General features: G+C 44.4%; 13 protein-coding genes, 1 tRNA gene and 1 pseudogene. 11 read left to right on the top strand and 4 right to left on the bottom strand.

The annotated features are described in order from the left end of the window. Nucleotides 1-127: 127 nt before the first annotated feature. Together ICL80_RS12495 and lipB are read right to left on the bottom strand one after the other, a co-directional pair. Nucleotides 128-1714, bottom strand: coding sequence for a glycosyltransferase family protein (locus ICL80_RS12495; protein WP_194212761.1), 1587 nt, complete (start codon nucleotides 1712-1714; stop codon nucleotides 128-130). Between the two features lie 416 nt (nucleotides 1715-2130). Beyond that, a pseudogene (gene lipB, locus ICL80_RS12490) lies at nucleotides 2131-2766 on the bottom strand (lipoyl(octanoyl) transferase LipB); the annotation flags it as partial. 172 nt (nucleotides 2767-2938) lie between these two features. Here lipB and ICL80_RS12485 point away from each other — a divergent pair. The 5 genes from ICL80_RS12485 (at nucleotide 2939) to ICL80_RS12465 (ending at nucleotide 7377) form a co-directional block, all read left to right on the top strand. Beyond that, nucleotides 2939-3181, top strand: a complete 243-nt coding sequence (locus ICL80_RS12485; RefSeq protein ID WP_194212759.1) for a FliM/FliN family flagellar motor switch protein — start codon at nucleotides 2939-2941, stop codon at nucleotides 3179-3181. An 84-nt stretch (nucleotides 3182-3265) separates the two neighbouring features. Continuing rightward, nucleotides 3266-3352, top strand: a tRNA-Leu gene (locus ICL80_RS12480). A 163-nt stretch (nucleotides 3353-3515) separates the two neighbouring features. Beyond that, nucleotides 3516-4955: a magnesium transporter gene (mgtE, locus tag ICL80_RS12475; protein WP_228073498.1), complete on the top strand. Its 1440-nt coding sequence runs from the start codon at nucleotides 3516-3518 to the stop codon at nucleotides 4953-4955. Nucleotides 4956-4964: 9 nt separating this feature from the next. Then, entirely contained in the window at nucleotides 4965-5765 is an 801-nt protein-coding gene (locus ICL80_RS12470; protein ID WP_194212758.1) for a response regulator, read from the top strand. A gap of 22 nt (nucleotides 5766-5787) precedes the next feature. Then, on the top strand, nucleotides 5788-7377 hold the full coding sequence (locus ICL80_RS12465; RefSeq protein ID WP_194212757.1) for a M20/M25/M40 family metallo-hydrolase: 1590 nt from the start codon (nucleotides 5788-5790) through the stop codon (nucleotides 7375-7377). A gap of 2 nt (nucleotides 7378-7379) precedes the next feature. Here ICL80_RS12465 and panC read toward each other — a convergent pair whose 3' ends face one another. Continuing rightward, nucleotides 7380-8234, bottom strand: a complete 855-nt coding sequence (panC, locus tag ICL80_RS12460) for a pantoate--beta-alanine ligase (protein ID WP_194212756.1) — start codon at nucleotides 8232-8234, stop codon at nucleotides 7380-7382. A gap of 9 nt (nucleotides 8235-8243) precedes the next feature. Continuing rightward, nucleotides 8244-9176: a glucosaminidase domain-containing protein gene (locus ICL80_RS12455; RefSeq protein ID WP_194212755.1), complete on the bottom strand. Its 933-nt coding sequence runs from the start codon at nucleotides 9174-9176 to the stop codon at nucleotides 8244-8246. 178 nt (nucleotides 9177-9354) lie between these two features. Here ICL80_RS12455 and ICL80_RS12450 point away from each other — a divergent pair, with 178 nt between their 5' ends. The 6 genes from ICL80_RS12450 to clpA all read left to right on the top strand — a co-directional run bounded on the left by ICL80_RS12450 (nucleotide 9355) and on the right by clpA (nucleotide 15745). Then, nucleotides 9355-10239, top strand: a complete 885-nt coding sequence (locus ICL80_RS12450) for a division plane positioning ATPase MipZ (RefSeq protein WP_228073496.1) — start codon at nucleotides 9355-9357, stop codon at nucleotides 10237-10239. Nucleotides 10240-10241: 2 nt separating this feature from the next. Next, the gene (locus tag ICL80_RS18135) at nucleotides 10242-10694 is read left to right on the top strand and encodes a DnaJ domain-containing protein (RefSeq protein WP_228073494.1); all 453 of its coding nucleotides are present in this window, start codon (nucleotides 10242-10244) and stop codon (nucleotides 10692-10694) included. 19 nt (nucleotides 10695-10713) lie between these two features. Next, complete coding sequence (locus ICL80_RS12440) at nucleotides 10714-11463, top strand: substrate-binding periplasmic protein (RefSeq protein WP_194212754.1); 750 nt, start codon at nucleotides 10714-10716, stop codon at nucleotides 11461-11463. A gap of 74 nt (nucleotides 11464-11537) precedes the next feature. Continuing rightward, a complete protein-coding gene (gene pgmG / locus ICL80_RS12435; RefSeq protein WP_194212753.1) occupies nucleotides 11538-12917 on the top strand; it encodes a phosphoglucomutase/phosphomannomutase PgmG in 1380 nt (459 codons plus the stop codon). Nucleotides 12918-13001: 84 nt separating this feature from the next. Further along, nucleotides 13002-13337, top strand: coding sequence for an ATP-dependent Clp protease adapter ClpS (gene clpS / locus ICL80_RS12430; protein WP_194212751.1), 336 nt, complete (start codon nucleotides 13002-13004; stop codon nucleotides 13335-13337). Between the two features lie 53 nt (nucleotides 13338-13390). Then, nucleotides 13391-15745 carry an ATP-dependent Clp protease ATP-binding subunit ClpA gene (gene clpA, locus ICL80_RS12425; protein ID WP_194212749.1) on the top strand — a complete coding sequence of 785 codons (2355 nt, stop codon included), beginning with the start codon at nucleotides 13391-13393 and terminating at the stop codon, nucleotides 15743-15745. Nucleotides 15746-15793 lie beyond the last annotated feature (48 nt).

Raw genomic sequence — 15793 nt, 5'->3', positions numbered from 1 at the left:
TCGCGGCCAGCATATTTTCAGAGATGTCTAATAGTAAGGTTCCCTTTTTAATTGTTGCCTTTGCTGTGGCATCTTTTTGGGCTTTCTCAGTATATAGGCGAAAAAAGAAATGACGAGTGTGACAAAGCTAGTTTAGAGATTGCTCTTGTTCTTTTTGCGCTGCGTATTTTTCAAATTCTTCAAGTATTCTTTCCAAATACGCATCTCTTACACTCAGGCGCTTGGCTTCTGCCGCTGTATACGCCTTATATTCCACCATTTTTTCTGGATTAGTAGCTAGTTCTATAGCGACATGGCCGACAGTATTATAATTGGGCAGCTTCGGAAAGTTTGTTGCCATAAAGCCAACATCACCGGAAGGTAGCGTGAGCACAGGGATGCCTGCTTGTAGGGCTTGGGCCGCGCTACTACCACCGCCTTTGCGCTCTGGGTTCAGGTAGGCATTTGCCAAAGCATAAACGGCCATAATGTCAGGCTGCATATCAAGATAGCGACAGTTTTCTCCAAGGGCAGGGTGGCTTGCAAAAGCGGTGTTAAAACCTTCAAAACGGCCAGCAAAAATAAAATAGCAATTTGTTGATTTTTGTATGGTTGCCATCATTTCAATAAAGCTGCTGTCGACTTCAGTGGTAAGGCGCATGCCAATGACAGCAAAAACAAAACTGTCCTCTGGTAGATTATAGTCAGAACGGTTTAGGGTCATGAACTGTTTTTGTACATGGTATCCGGGAGTAGATACAAACAGGAAGTTTTCTGCGAGTTTTTCCTGCTTAATCTGTTTTGCCTGTTCGGGTGTTGGGTCTTCCCACATATGAAAATGTTGGTGCTGTGTAAGGGGTAATCCACGCCCGGAATTATAAAAAAAGCAAAAACATCTTTGATGAAAAACTTCAGGTAAAAGGTTGGGTGAGCCAATAGATAGGATCATGTCTGGCCCAAAATCATGAATGGCGCGGATACCTTCCCGGAGCGAGGCTTCACTAAAAACACCATTCCCGCAGATGGTGAAAGGAATTTGAATGCCTTCATAGGTAATAGTTTTTAGGTTGAAAAAACGTTCATCATAATTGCCGTGGGCAGACGGCATAATGGCACCGTTATATGATTTTGAAAGCTCACTGCTGCATACAATCATTACTTCTTTGCCATGTTTTTCAATCAGGTTATGCGCAAACTCAAGTGTACGTACACTTGGCGCATGCGGTGGCATTTGCATTTGCCGCGTTACAACGACAACCCGGTTTGTTCGTTTAAAGGTTGTTGGGTGGTCTGGTACTTCCCGATCATACATACCTTTAAATAAAGAGATGAGGTGCCTGAAAAGAGGCAACGTAGCGGCACGTGTACAGTGTTGGTATAGGCGTTTATCCTTGGTTTCATCCATTGTGAAACGCTGCCAGACAAGATTGGTATAGGTTGAGTTTGCTTCCTCAATATCTGGTTTATAGCTTTGCAAATGCTGGGCTATTCTTGCTGAGTGCTTGGGCCTTTTTGTGAGACAAAGCAGCATACTTTCAATAAAAATAGCTTTATACTTATCTTTGGTTGCCATGCCTCTTTCAAGGGTGGAGATTGCGCCGTTTCGGGCATCCGGGGTTAAGTCTGATGTTAAAATTACATTGGCTATATTCATTAAGGATGCTTTGTCGCTCTCGGTTACATGGCGTGATGGGTCTGCTAAAAAATGCATTGCCTGTAAAACCGGGTCTGTCATAGATAATCCTAAAAGATGTTTTATTTCATTACACTAAAACGTATTGCAGGGCATCTGGCTAGGCTTTTTTATTACTAATTCCGGTGTTAAAATTATGTATGAAAAAATCAGCATCCTTTTGGAAACACTTGTTTGGCTTGCTTCCACAAAATGACACTCCAGAATGGCGTTTGTTCAGTTTATTGTGCAGTATTTGTTGCTTTCTTATAGAGGCAAAAATCAAATTAAACATCAATCGTACTCACATACTTGTTCTTGTTAATGGAGAGGGCCAAGGTTCAGTATGTAAAGTTTCATGAGGTAAGCTTTTGAAACTGTTACGAGACCTGAAAAACAGGGTGGGTTTTTTCAATAGATACTTCGGGCGTGCTTACTGTTTTTTTTGGTACTTTTAGGGTCATGGCTCTAGTTTCAAGGCCAAAGATCTTGTCAAACGTTTCTTTAATGAGAATATCAACATCATCTAGCGTAAAGGCAAGGCCGAGATCACGCAGGCTTGTAACCCCATGCTCTGATATGCCGCAAGGTACTATACCATTAAAATGGCTTAGGTCAGGTTCAACATTCAGGGCGATACCATGAAAGGTAACCCACTGTTTTATCCGTACACCAATGGCACCAATTTTATCCTCGCGGCCAGCGCCGCGCTCAACCCAAACACCAACCCGGCCTTCACGGCGTTCTGCTATTACACCCATTTTGGCAAGTGTCTGGATCATCACTTCTTCTAGACTGTAAACAAATTGGCGGACATCGCGCCCCCGTTTTGTAAGGTCTAGCATGAAGTATACAACACGCTGCCCTGGGCCGTGATAAGTATATTGGCCGCCGCGGCCTGCATCGTAAACCGGGAACCGGTCCGGGTCGACAAGGTCCACCGGGTTTGCACTTGTGCCTGCGGTATAAAGTGGTGGGTGTTCCAGCAACCAGACCATTTCTGGAGCAGTGCCCGCTTTAATAGCGAGCACACGCTCTTCCATAATTTTTAGAGCCTCGGGGTATTCAATAAAGCCTTCGCTGATTCGCCATTCTAAGTTTTTTGCATATTCCATGTTGTATACCACTCTCTTTATCCATAGCTTAGATACCTTATAGACTGCATGCCGCCAAGAAAATCTGCTCCTTGTACCAAGTTTCTTGAAGTAGGGTGCTCTTTTAGGTTAATGAAATAATAACTGCTTATGTGCGATATAGGCTGTATGCAATTTGCAGCAAGGGGTGAATATGGACTATCAGGCTGTTAATCGGGTCTCTGTTGAAATAACAGTTGTTCTGGGCCGTACCCATATGCCTATTCGCCAGCTTTTGAAGATGGGTCGTGGCGCCGTAATCGATCTTGACGCTCGTCACGAAGATGAGTGCTGGGTCTATGCGAACGGCGAGCTTGTTGCACGCGGAGAAATAATGATCGTTGGTGAACGGATTGGTGTTTCTATCACCCGTATGATGAGCCAGCTTCAAGTCTAAACTCAGGCCAGCACGAAAGTTTATAGGTTTTGCATTTTTCCCTTGCAGGGCTATGTCTTACCTGATAGTTAAGCGCCCGATCTCGCGGCCGTGGCGGAATTGGTAGACGCGCAGCGTTGAGGTCGCTGTGGGGTAACACCCGTGGAAGTTCGAGTCTTCTCGGCCGCACCATTATGAAAACCCATCGGGTAATTCCGGTGGGTTTTCGCTTTTTCACAAAATAATGCATCTTTTTTTCTTTGCCCCTCTTTTAACTGAGGCCGCTTTCTTTTATCAATAAAGCTACAGCACTGAATTTATGATTCAGGATCATCATAAAATAAGGGGAACTGCTATGGGCCAAGACCAGAATATGCCTGATGATACAGATATTGTTCCCGATGACGAGCAGCTAGGGCAGGAGGAGGCTTATGAAGTGCCTCAAACAGACGTACATCTCAGCCGTGAGTTTGTGCAAGCCCTGCAGCGTGCCCTAAAAGATGAAGATGAAACCTTAATTCTTGAAATGCTTGAAGAATTACATGCGGCAGATGTCGCTGATATTCTTGAGACATTATCATCGCAGCAGCGGCGTAAGCTGATCGAACTTGGCAGTAAGGGCTTTGACCCTGAAGTGTTAAGTGAGGTTGAAGGTGAAGCTCAGGATGATCTTTATGAGCATATGCCGAATGACTTGATTGCTGATGCTGTAACCGAGCTTGATACAGATGATGCTGTTTATGTAATTGAAGAACTGGGTGATGAGGACAGAGAAGAAGTTCTTCGTGCACTTGCTTCTGATGACCGTGTGGCGATTGAGGAAAGCTTAAGCTATCCAGAAGATTCTGCTGGCCGTTTGATGCAGCGTGACTTGGTTTCTGTGCCGGAATTCTGGACTGTTGGCCAAACCATTGATTATTTGCGGTCAGAGAATAGTAATATTCCAGAAGATTTCTATGATATTTTTGTGGTTGATCCTGGCCACAGAGTTGTCGGTACAGTGCCGCTGTCGCGCGTTATGAGTTCAAAGCGGGCTCAAACCATTATTAGCATTATGAATGATGACCCTCATATTGTTGATGCGAGTGCTGAACAGGAAGAAGTTGCATACCAGTTTACCAAGTATCACCTTATCTCAACGGCAGTGGTTGATAGTGCCAAGCGCCTTGTTGGTGTGATTACCGTTGATGATGTTGTTGATGTAATTGAAGAAAGTGCGGAAGCAGACATCTTGGCCCTTGCGGGTGTTCGTGAAGAGTCTGGCTTGAATGAAAGCTTTATAGAAATTGTAAAAGGCCGGTTTACTTGGCTGTTTATTAACCTTGGCACGGCAATTTTAGCTTCAGTAGTTATTGGTCTTTTTGAAGCAACTATCGAGCAGATGGTTGCTTTGGCTGTATTGATGCCTATTGTGGCGTCTATGGGGGGTAATGCTGGTACTCAGACAATGACAGTTGCAGTTCGTGCTATTGCTACTAAGGAATTGAACGCGTCAAATGCTGTCAGGATTTTAAACCGTGAATTGATGGCTGCACTTTTGAACGGGGGCATCTTGGCTCTTCTTTCCGGACTGGTAGCTATGATTTGGTTTAAAAGCGTGTTACTTGGCAGCGTGTTTGCTGCAGCACTTATTGTAAATATGTTCTTTGCAGGGTTAAGTGGGCTTTTAATTCCTATGACGCTCCATAAATTAGATATTGATCCTGCCATTGCCTCTAGTGTCTTTGTTACGACTATTACGGATGTGATTGGTTTTTTTGCTTTTCTTGGTCTTGCTGCGATCTTTCTTTTTTAAAGGTTTCTAATGGGAAATGGTACGGTCCTTCTTGTTGATGATGAACCTGTCGTGCTGCAAATGCATTCGTCAGCCGTACGGCACTTTGGTTTTGAGGTTCTGATCGCTGAGAGCGCAGAGGAAGGCATAGCATTAACGCGTAAATATAGTCCCGCGTTGGTTATTAGTGATGTGCAAATGCCGGGTGAAGGTGGTTTTGATTTTATTGCTTCCTTGGTTGAGCAAGACCTAAAAAATATGCCAGCGATTTATTTAACAGGGTATGATGACATTGATATCGTGCGCGGCGGGCTCAAGGCAGGCGGTGATGATTTTATTATAAAAGGTACCAGTATAGAAGTGCTAAGGCAGCGCATTGCTTTTTGGATGGTTAGTGGGTTTAAGTCACTGCCTGTTGATATTCGCCGCAGAGCTATTGCTGCGGCAAATGCTGTTTCAGGGGATAGCTTCCCCGGTGTAATGCATCATTTTAGGATGGAATCTGATATTGTTAGTAGAATATCGCGTCGAGTTCAGGCGGAGCTTTCTACGTTACCTGACACTTTTGGGTGCCGGCTGATAGAGCGTGTGTGTTTTATGGCACGTGTTACCAAGGTTGCGCTTGAAGAAAGCGCTGACTTTGCCGAATATGTGAAGTTTCCAGAGATACTCTTTCGCGCTGTACAGTCGCTAGATATAACTTGGGCATCTGGTATGGCGTCCTTATATGCAAATTTTGATGACTGGGCATCGGATGATCGGTTTGGGGAGGCAGGTTTAGTACCGCTTGAAAAAACTATGGATTATACGTGGTACGAGACTGTTGCATAGCTAGCTTGGGATAGGGAATGCCGTGAAATTAAGCCTACGTATTATTTTACTTTTGTCTTTTGCCTTTTCATGCTTGTCGGTGCAGGCAGGTGATGAGGTTGATCTTGCTGTAATGACTCAAATTCGAGAAGAGGGTTTTAAAAACTCTCAAGTGATGGAAACAGTTTCCTATTTATCTGATGTCATTGGGCCGCGACTAACTGGCAGTCCTGCTCTGAAACAGGCCAATATTTGGACAAAAGAAACCCTTGAAAAGTGGGGGTTGGTTAATGGCCGACTTGAAGGTTTTGATTTTGGCCCGGGCTGGACCGCCGATCATGTTTCTGTTTTTATGACAGCACCCAGAAACGTGCAGCTTTCAGCACTGCCAATCAGTTGGCATCCGGGTACGAACGGCGTTTTGCACGGCGCTATATATTATGCTCCAATGGATGAGAATGGCGACTTCCGCAAATATAAGGGCAAGCTTGCAGGAAAAATAGTTTTTGTTGATAAGCTTGAAGGCTATCAGGCACCTTCAAATGAAGTGATGATACGGCGCACAGAAAAAGATCTGATAAAATCTAAAAACTACCGCATTCCTAACGGTGAACAAGAGGAAGACTTTGACTGGTGGGTTGAGTATATTACGTTCCATCATGAATTAGAGAGCTTTTTGGCGGAAGAAGGCGCCCTCGCAATGGTGCGGCAGTCTACTCGCGATGCTATGCTTATTGAAGCGTCTGGATATAAACACATTGATGGCCAACTGCCCAAAATTCCGGGGGTTGTGCTAGCGGCTGAACATTACCGGCGCGCGGTAAGGCTTCTGAGGCGTGATATGGATGTAGAGCTCTCTATTGATGTCGATGCTGAGTTTTATACGCAAGATTTAAAGTCATACTCAACACTAGCCGATATTGAAGGGGCTTTGCCTAATCCAAATATTGTTATGGTGGGTGCTCATCTTGATAGTTGGGTTGGAGGTGACGGTGCTGCTGACAATGCGGCTGGCGTTGCTGTGGTTATGGAGGCAGTACGCATTTTAAAAGCCATCAACGTAACACCGCATCATACAATCAGGGTGGCTTTGTGGGGCGGGGAAGAACAAGGCTATTTTGGATCGCAGCAGTATGCGACAAACCACCTTACAGAGCGCCCTAAAAACACCAATGAAGACCTGCGCTTTATGGGGCCATATGAGCTTTATTATAACCAGTTCCCGATGATAACGAAGCCTGATTATGACCAGTTTTCGGTTTATTTTAATCTTGATAATGGTTCTGGGAAAATACGAGGGATTTACAGCGAGGGAAACCTTGCTGCGGGCGCTATTTTCAAGGACTGGTTAGTACCTTTTCATGATATTGGAGCTGCAACGGTCACCATGAATATAACAGGCGGTACGGACCACGAGGTTTTTGACCACATTGGATTGCCAGCCTTTCAATTTATTCAGGATCCGCTTGATTACGAATCCCGCGTACATCATACGCAGGTAGATACGTTGGACCATATTGCGGAAGGTGACTTGAAGCAGGCGGCTGTTGTTTTAGCTGGCTTTATTTATAATGCTGCCATGCAGGAAGAAAAAATGCCCAGAAAGCCTTTGCCTGTAGCAACACCTGAGTAAGGTTAAAGGATAGGCATGTTATCTAACAGTCGAACACCGCCGCAGCGTGCGACAGCGAGTACACGTGCGCCAGCTTTCACGCTTTCAAGCGGTAGTAAAGTTGTGCCGTCTACAATGCTAACATAGTCTACAGCGCTAAAGCCGCTACTTAGCAACCTGTCTGTGGCTACTATTTCTGCCTTACGAAGAGGGACCTTCTGTATCATAACGGCTTGAATGAGGTCCTTCAAAATTAAGTTCAATTGGCCAGCAATAAGACGCTCGTTTGCAGTAAGGTAGGCATTGCGGGATGAGGCTGCCAGCCCATCGCTTTCCCGTATAAGCTGACCGGCCATAACTTCAACGGGGATATGTAGGTCCTGAACCAAGCGGCGTATAATCGCAAGTTGCTGATAGTCTTTTTCACCAAAGATGGCATAATCAGGCTGACATTGAAGCAATAATTTGCTCACAATTGTTGCGACGCCGTCAAAATGACCGGGACGTTTTGCCCCTTCAAGAATTTCGCTGATCCCGCTAACGGAAACTGAAGTTGCGTTCCCTTCTGGATACATCTCTTCAACTGTTGGGGCATATATTACACTCGCTTTAGTCTGCGAGAGCTTTTCTTGGTCAGCCTGTTCTTGCCTTGGGTATTTATCAAGATCTTCCTCAGGGCCAAATTGGGTTGGGTTTACAAAAATGGATACAACAACTTTATCGGCTTTTGCAGCGATAGCAGAAACTAATGATAAGTGGCCATGATGAAGTGCACCCATCGTTGGGACCATACCAACCCTAAAGCCTTGTTGCCGCCACTTTTTGACAAGATTTTGTAGATCGTGAACTGTGCGTATAATAGGAAGTGATTTGGTCATAGATGATACTTAGCTGTTACTAAGAGAGGCATTATCGAGAACATCAAGGTCGTTATACCTTATTATTGATACGACATCATCTACATATTCCACGCCTCTTTCTGAATAGGTAACAAGGGCTGGGGCGAGAAGTGCACCTGTTAGTACCTCACCATTATAGCGCATTTCAGCTCTAAGTGTCCGCAGGCCATGATATGTTTGATGGCGGTTAAGGTTTCGCATATAACTTCTGACACTGTCGAGCAGATAATCAAAGCTTTTTACCTTGTGGGTTTTTCCTTCCAAACGTCTTTCTGGAATAATGCCTTTTGCGCTGTGCCCCCATACCCATTCGCCAAACAGAGCATTGCCTTTTTGGGCAAATTTACTTGTGCCCCATGCGCTTTCTATTGCCGCCTGAGCAATGGCAAGGGAAGGGGGTATGACATCAATCTTTAGGAGCAAGCTATCAATGTGTGACGCCTCAACTTTTAAAGGTAATTTTTCCCTGTATTCGCGGGCAGTTTTGCGCAGCCATTGAGCTTCGGGTTTTGTAAGCTTTTCATGTTGCTCGATTTTATGACGGATTGTAAGTAGCCGGCCTCTATCTGCAACTATAAGCTCATTTGCCCTTAAAACCAGTGGCAGAAGGGAGGAAACAAACAGACGCTTTTTTTCTACTATAACATCAATCTCAGGCAGGTCTTCAGGTAGTTTTGCCATGAAAATACGAGGTACTGCCCCAACGGCCTTCATACTGTTGTTTAATAGTTTTGCGAGACGGGATGTTAGCTCTGCCTCACCTTTGGGCGGGTATTGGTGGGCTAAATAATTGGGTCGGTCAGGGATGAATGCATCTGTTCGGGAGATAGAGAGCATATGGCGTGCAATACCTACTGGAACAACTGCAAGCAAAGCAGCCAGTAAAAGATAGATCATGGACATTCTAACATGATCACGCACGTTGGGCATTCCCTCTTTATCATTTCCCTTATATATCAGGTTCGTTAAGTTTGTTTAAAAGCCTGATAGATAGTTCTATATATTGCGCAGTATATAGTGATAGTAACTAGATATGACAATAGCATGATTTTAACAGCTGTTATGCATCATTTATATCTCTGTGAGGGAGAAGTTTAGAGTGCCTGATACGAACAATACCACCATGCCAGAGAAAGGCACATCCAGTGAAGGATCGCGTCGGCCTTACCTTATTGTGTTGGGCAATGAGAAAGGTGGTTCCGGTAAGTCAACAACAGCTATGCATATTGTTGTTGCGTTGCTTCGGGAAGGGCACCGCGTTGGCACGATTGACCTTGATGCTAGGCAAAAAAGCCTTACGAGATATATTGAAAACAGGCGGGCTTATAGTGCAGAGGCACAAGATTTAACGCTCCCGATGCCAATTGAAAAAGTTGTGCCTAAGTCTGCACTTCGGTCTGCTGACGCTGCGGAAGCTGATGAAAAAGCCAGATTTGAAGCAGCATATTTTGAACTTTCAGACAAGGTTGATGTTGTTGTTATTGATTGCCCGGGAAGTGACACATATTTGTCGAGGCTTGCACATACCGCAGCAGATACACTGGTTACACCGGTTAACGACAGTTTTGTAGACCTTGATTTGCTAGCAAGGGTTAATCCTGAAACCCATGCTGTTTTAGGGCCTAGCTTATACTCTGAAATGGTTTGGAAAGCTCGGCAACGCCGGGCAGTTGCGGATGGTGGTAAAATTGACTGGGTTATCCTAAGGAACCGTGTCGGGGCGCTTCATGCTAAGAACAAGGAGCGGGTAGAAACAGTGCTTGGCGAACTGGCCAAACGTATCGGGGTGCGGTATATTCCGGGCCTTGGAGAGCGTGTGATTTATAGGGAGCTGTTCCTGAACGGTTTAACGCTGATGGACCTTAAAGAGGCCGGGGGTATAGATGGCCAAGGCCTTTCAATGTCTCATGTTGCAGCAAGACATGAGGTGCGAAAATTGGTGGATGCCTTGAATTTACCATTTCGACATAGGAAGGCATCTTAATCGTGGCTTGGCTTGTTGCTGGAATTATACTCGCCGGATTGTTGTTTTTACTACTTGGCTGGTGGTCAAATGCTGAAGTTAAATCAGCAAAACGAGGCTTGTTATTCGCTGTGATTATTGTTTGCCTTTTACTGGCAATGTTACTTGTCATGAGGGGGCACACTGTTACAGCACTGATACCGGGTATTTACGCTTTGGGAAGAGTAATTGGTATTTCCAAAGTATTGAATAACATGCGCGGTAATCGAAGCAATAAAGATGGTAACGGTGCCAAAGGAACTGATATGTCGCGTAGGGAGGCTCTGGATATTCTAGGCCTTGATGAGGGTGTGACAAATGCAGAAGTTAACAGTGCTTATCGGCGTCTAATGAGCAAATATCATCCTGATAAAGGTGGTAGTGACTGGATGGCGGCAAAACTTTCAGAAGCACGAAAAGTATTGTTGAAAGAATAGAGGGTTTAATAGAGGTGAAATGGGCAAATTATTACCTAAATTTTTGTCAGGCTTGTCTCTTACGTTATTAAGCCTCATAGTTTCTGCGGATGACAGTGCAGATAAAAAGTTAAATATTGCCGTTTTGCTTGAAATCCCTCCATATATAATTGAAGAAAACTCAACAGGCTTAGAGCCCGATATCATAAGGGCAGTTTTTGCTGAAGAGAATATAGCAGTTAATTTTATTCATGTACCGCTTGCTCGTATGTCTGCTATTCTTCATGATAGAATTGTAGATGGTGTTGCTAGCTTTATTACAGAAAAGGGCTTGTGTGATGTGAGTGACCCTTTTGTATACTGGCATGACGGTGTTATTGTTCGGAATGCAGTAGCGGCTGATGTAGCGAGTCTTGATGATCTTGCTGGTATGCGTGTAGGGTCTTTTCCTAATGCTGTGTTTGTTTATCCTGATGTAATAAACCAAGTGCATAATATTACACCTTCCTATGTTACAGTGCACAGGGCCCAACTTGTTGTAAAAATGTTTGAGCATGGCCGCATTGATGCCTACATCGGAAACTATATATCTTTAAACTATATACATGATGTGGAAGATGGGCACAGTGCTGAAGAACGGCCTTTCACGGTCGTAGAAAAGTTTGATCTTTATCCAAGGACTATGTGCTTTTTGCGGCCTGTAATAACAGATATTTTTAATAGAGGGCTAGAAAAGCTGAAGAAAAAACCAATATATGATCAGATTTTGCAGAAATATATAATTGAATAAACTTTGAATTTTGCGGTTTTTCGCATTTTTGATTTTATATAGATGGTCTAAAATTACTATATTTTGAGGTATTTATGAACTCGCATACTTTTCACCCATCTGTCCTTCGTGAATACGACGTTCGAGGCATTGTTGATGAAACACTTTCAGTTAAAGACGCTTATGCTTTAGGGCAGGCTTATGGCACAACAATAGCACGCAATGGTGGTAGTAAAGTGTGTGTGGGATACGATGGAAGGCTTTCCTCTCCTGATCTATCAAGCGCATTGATGGATGGTATTATAAGCACAGGCATTGATGTAAAATGCATAGGTCTTGGTGGTACACCCATGTTGTATTATTCAGTTTTTGCTCTTGATACAGATGGCGGGGTCATGGTTACAGGCTCGCACAACCCTCCGAACTATAACGGCTTTAAGATGATGGTGGGCAAAAAGCCTTGCTTCGGTGAAGCCATCCAGAAACTTGGAGCACTTACCAAAGCCAGTGATTATGAAACAGGCCGAGGTGCTGTTGAAAATGTGGATGTTTTTGACGAATATATTGATCGGTTAATCAGAGACGTAAACATGAAGGGCTTTAAGGTTGCATGGGACCCTGCAAATGGATCTTCTGGCCCTGCTGTCGCGGCTATGGTTAAGCGCCTTCCAGGCGAACATATTGTTATTAATGCTGAAGTAGACGGCACTTTCCCGAACCATCACGCGGATCCAACCGTTGAAGCTAATTTGCAGCAATTAAAAGATGTTGTGCTTTCAGAAGGCTGTGATGTAGGCCTTTCTTTTGATGGTGATGGCGACCGTATTGGTGCCGTAGATAGCCGGGGAAATGTTGTTTGGGGTGACCAGATGCTTGCTATCATGAGTGGTGACTTATTAAAAGAGGTACCCGGTGCACCTATCATTGCAGATGTGAAAGCCAGTCAGGTGCTATTTGATCGTATTGCGGAGCTGGGCGGTAAGCCTGTTATGTGGAAAACTGGTCACTCACTGATTAAAGATAAAATGGTTGAGCTTTCAGCGCCGCTCGCAGGCGAGATGTCCGGGCATATATTTTATAAACACAAGTTTTACGGGCATGATGATGCACTGTATGCGGGCATAAGGTTTTTGAATGCGATTTCAAGCCAAGGCGGCAATCTTGACGCATTAATGGATGACTTACCAAAAGCTATTAATACGCCAGAACTTAGATTTGACTGTGAGGAAACTCGGAAATTTGAAGTTGTGAAAGAAGTGAGGTCTCAACTTGAAGCAGCAGGCGCTAATATGTCGACTGTTGACGGGGTTAGGGTTCTTACGGATGATGGTTGGTGGTTGCTGCGGGCATCAAACACACAAGCAGTGCTTGTTGCGCGGTGCGAAGCTTCAACAGATGAGGGCCTTGCTAGATTAAAAAAAGAGTTGGTGCAGGCTTTGGCTGCTGTTGGTGTTGATGCACCAGATAGTTTTTAACATATTTTTTTCTTTTTCACGGCATCTTTACTCTTTTAGTCCACGGTATATACGCTACATTATAGGGGTGGAGTGAAAAATTTAATGTCTGATAAACACAAAATTGGTGATGATCAGGGTAATGGAACAGGCACAGGCCTGCTGACAAAACCTGAAACGAAGACCAAAAAACCATCGATGTATAAAGTTATTCTTTTGAATGATGATTATACACCTATGGAATTTGTGGTGCATGTTTTGCAACGATTTTTTAGAATGACACTCGAGGAAGCGACAGAGGTAATGTTACAGGTACATCAACGCGGTGTTGGTATATGTGGCATATTCACTTTCGAAGTGGCAGAGACTAAAGTTAATCAGGTACTGTCTTTTGCCAAGCAACATGAGCACCCACTGCAGTGTACTCTTGAGAAAGAGTAATAATAGGCTGGGCTTCCAGTGTTTTGGATGTAACCCGGAGAAAGGAACCAAGCGTGCCAAGCTTTTCACCACACCTAGAGAAAACTCTCCATCGTGCCTTAAAGGAAGCCAACGAGCGCAGCCATGAGTATGCGACGTTAGAGCACCTTTTGCTATCCTTACTTGAGGATCCTGATGCTATTGCGGTTTTAAAGGCATGTGATGTTGATCTAGTGGTGCTGCGGACACAGCTTGAAGACTATCTTGATGATAGTATGGAAAACCTGAAAATTGAAACTGAAGGCTTGGATGCAACGCCCACGGCAGGGTTTCAGCGTGTTGTTCAGCGCGCTTTATTGCATGTCCAATCATCTGGCCGTGAAGAAATGACAGGGGCAAACCTTTTAGTTGCTCTGTTTTCTGAGCGAGAAAGCCATGCTGTATTCTTTTTACAAAGCCAGGATATGACACGGCTTGATGCTGTGAGCTATATATCGCACGGCATTGCAAAAGTGCCTGAGCACCAAGAGGACCGCGTTGTAAAAGGTGCAGATGATGAGGCGGAAGAACCAATTAAGCCAGAAGGCGCAAAACGGGAAACCGCGGCGCTTGATGCTTACTGCGTTAATTTGAATGATAAAGCACGTGCAGGCAAAATTGACCCGTTAATAGGGCGTGCTTCAGAGCTTGAGCGGACAGTTCAAATTCTATGCCGCAGATCAAAGAATAACCCTCTACTTGTGGGTGACCCTGGGGTGGGCAAAACGGCAATTGCAGAGGGTTTGGCCCGTAGAATTGTAGAGCATGATGTGCCAGCTGTTCTTGATAATGCGATTATTTTTGCGCTTGATATGGGGGCGTTACTTGCAGGTACACGCTACAGAGGTGACTTTGAAGAGCGCTTAAAGGCGGTTGTGAAAGAGCTGGAACGCACAGACGGTGCTGTTTTGTTTATTGATGAAATTCACACCGTTATTGGGGCAGGGGCCACCTCAGGCGGGGCTATGGATGCATCAAACCTTCTAAAGCCTGCTCTTGCGAATGGTAGTATACGCTGTATGGGGTCTACCACTTATAAAGAATTTAGGGGGCATTTTGAAAAAGACCGAGCTCTTCTGCGCCGGTTTCAGAAAATCGACGTTAACGAGCCAAGCGTAGATGATGCGATTAAAATCCTGAAAGGTTTGAAGCCGTACTTTGAGGAATATCATAATGTTCGCTATACTGCTGATGCCATTAAGTCTGCGGTAGAGTTATCCGATAGGTATATCTCAGATAGGAAACTGCCAGACAAAGCTATTGACGTTATCGATGAAACAGGCGCAGCGCAAATGTTGTTGCCGCCGTCTCGCCGCAAGAAAACTATCAGTGTAAAGGATATTGAGGCTGTTGTTGCTACCATTGCACGCATCCCTCCAAAATCTGTAACGCGCGACGAAAGTCGGGTTATGAAAACCTTGGAAGATGACCTGAAAAGAGTGGTATTTGGTCAGAATACAGCTATTGCAGCCTTGTCATCAGCTATTAAGTTATCACGTGCTGGGCTACGAGAACCAAATAAACCTATCGGCTCGTATTTGTTTAGTGGCCCAACGGGGGTCGGTAAAACAGAAGCGGCACGTCAACTATCTCATTTGCTTGGTGTTGAGCTTCACCGCTTTGATATGTCAGAGTATATGGAGCGGCATTCAATATCACGGCTTATTGGTGCGCCTCCTGGCTATGTTGGTTTTGACCAAGGTGGTTTGCTGACAGATGCGGTTGATCAGCACCCACACTGTGTATTGCTTCTCGATGAGATTGAAAAAGCACACCCCGACCTGTTTAATATTTTGTTGCAGGTGATGGATAACGGTGCCTTGACAGATCATAACGGCAAGAAAATTGATTTTCGCAATGTCATTTTGATTATGACAACAAATGCTGGTGCCCGTGATTTAAGTAAAACCGCAATCGGGTTTGGCCGCGAAACGGATGAAGACGCAAGCGATGATGCCATCAAGCAGCTCTTTAGCCCAGAATTTAGAAACAGATTAGATGCTATTGTTCCATTTGGGTTTTTACCTCCTGAAGTTGTGGCGCGGGTTGTTGAGAAATTTGTACTTCAGCTAGAATTGCAGTTGGCCGATAGACAGGTTGAAATTAGTTTGTCTGAGGAAGCAAAAGCGTGGCTTGCAGACAAAGGATATGACAAACATTATGGTGCTCGCCCCTTAGCGCGTGTTATTCAGGAAAAAATAAAACAGCCTCTTGCTGAAGAGTTATTGTTTGGAAAACTTGCAAAAGGTGGTGAGGTCTTTGTGAAGTTGAAGGATGACCAGCTTTCTTTTGAGATCATTCCTCATGTTGCAGCATCTTCACAAAATCAACCTGTAAAGGATGCAAGTAAAAAAAGAAAACCTCGAAAAACTAAAGTCACTGTGAAATAGAGGGATTTTAGTTTTAAAGTTTTTATGGCACCTGCAAAGTTAGGTGCC

Origin of the sequence: Kordiimonas pumila (genome assembly GCF_015240255.1) — a bacterium.
GTDB classification, from domain to species: domain Bacteria; phylum Pseudomonadota; class Alphaproteobacteria; order Sphingomonadales; family Kordiimonadaceae; genus Kordiimonas; species Kordiimonas pumila.
The sequence above is the reverse complement of the archived record's forward strand: the minus strand, read 5'-3'. Positions and strand labels throughout refer to the sequence as shown.

Excerpts from the sequence above, each read along its gene's own strand:
- ICL80_RS12495 (WP_194212761.1), bottom strand. The coding sequence starts at position 1,714 with ATGACAGACCCGGTTTTACAGGCAATGCATTTTTTAGCAGACCCATCA.
- ICL80_RS12485 (WP_194212759.1), top strand. The coding sequence starts at position 2,939 with ATGGACTATCAGGCTGTTAATCGGGTCTCTGTTGAAATAACAGTTGTT.
- mgtE (WP_228073498.1), top strand. The coding sequence starts at position 3,516 with ATGGGCCAAGACCAGAATATGCCTGATGATACAGATATTGTTCCCGAT.
- ICL80_RS12470 (WP_194212758.1), top strand. The coding sequence starts at position 4,965 with ATGGGAAATGGTACGGTCCTTCTTGTTGATGATGAACCTGTCGTGCTG.
- panC (WP_194212756.1), bottom strand. The coding sequence starts at position 8,234 with ATGACCAAATCACTTCCTATTATACGCACAGTTCACGATCTACAAAAT.
- ICL80_RS12440 (WP_194212754.1), top strand. The coding sequence starts at position 10,714 with ATGGGCAAATTATTACCTAAATTTTTGTCAGGCTTGTCTCTTACGTTA.
- pgmG (WP_194212753.1), top strand. The coding sequence starts at position 11,538 with ATGAACTCGCATACTTTTCACCCATCTGTCCTTCGTGAATACGACGTT.
- clpS (WP_194212751.1), top strand. The coding sequence starts at position 13,002 with ATGTCTGATAAACACAAAATTGGTGATGATCAGGGTAATGGAACAGGC.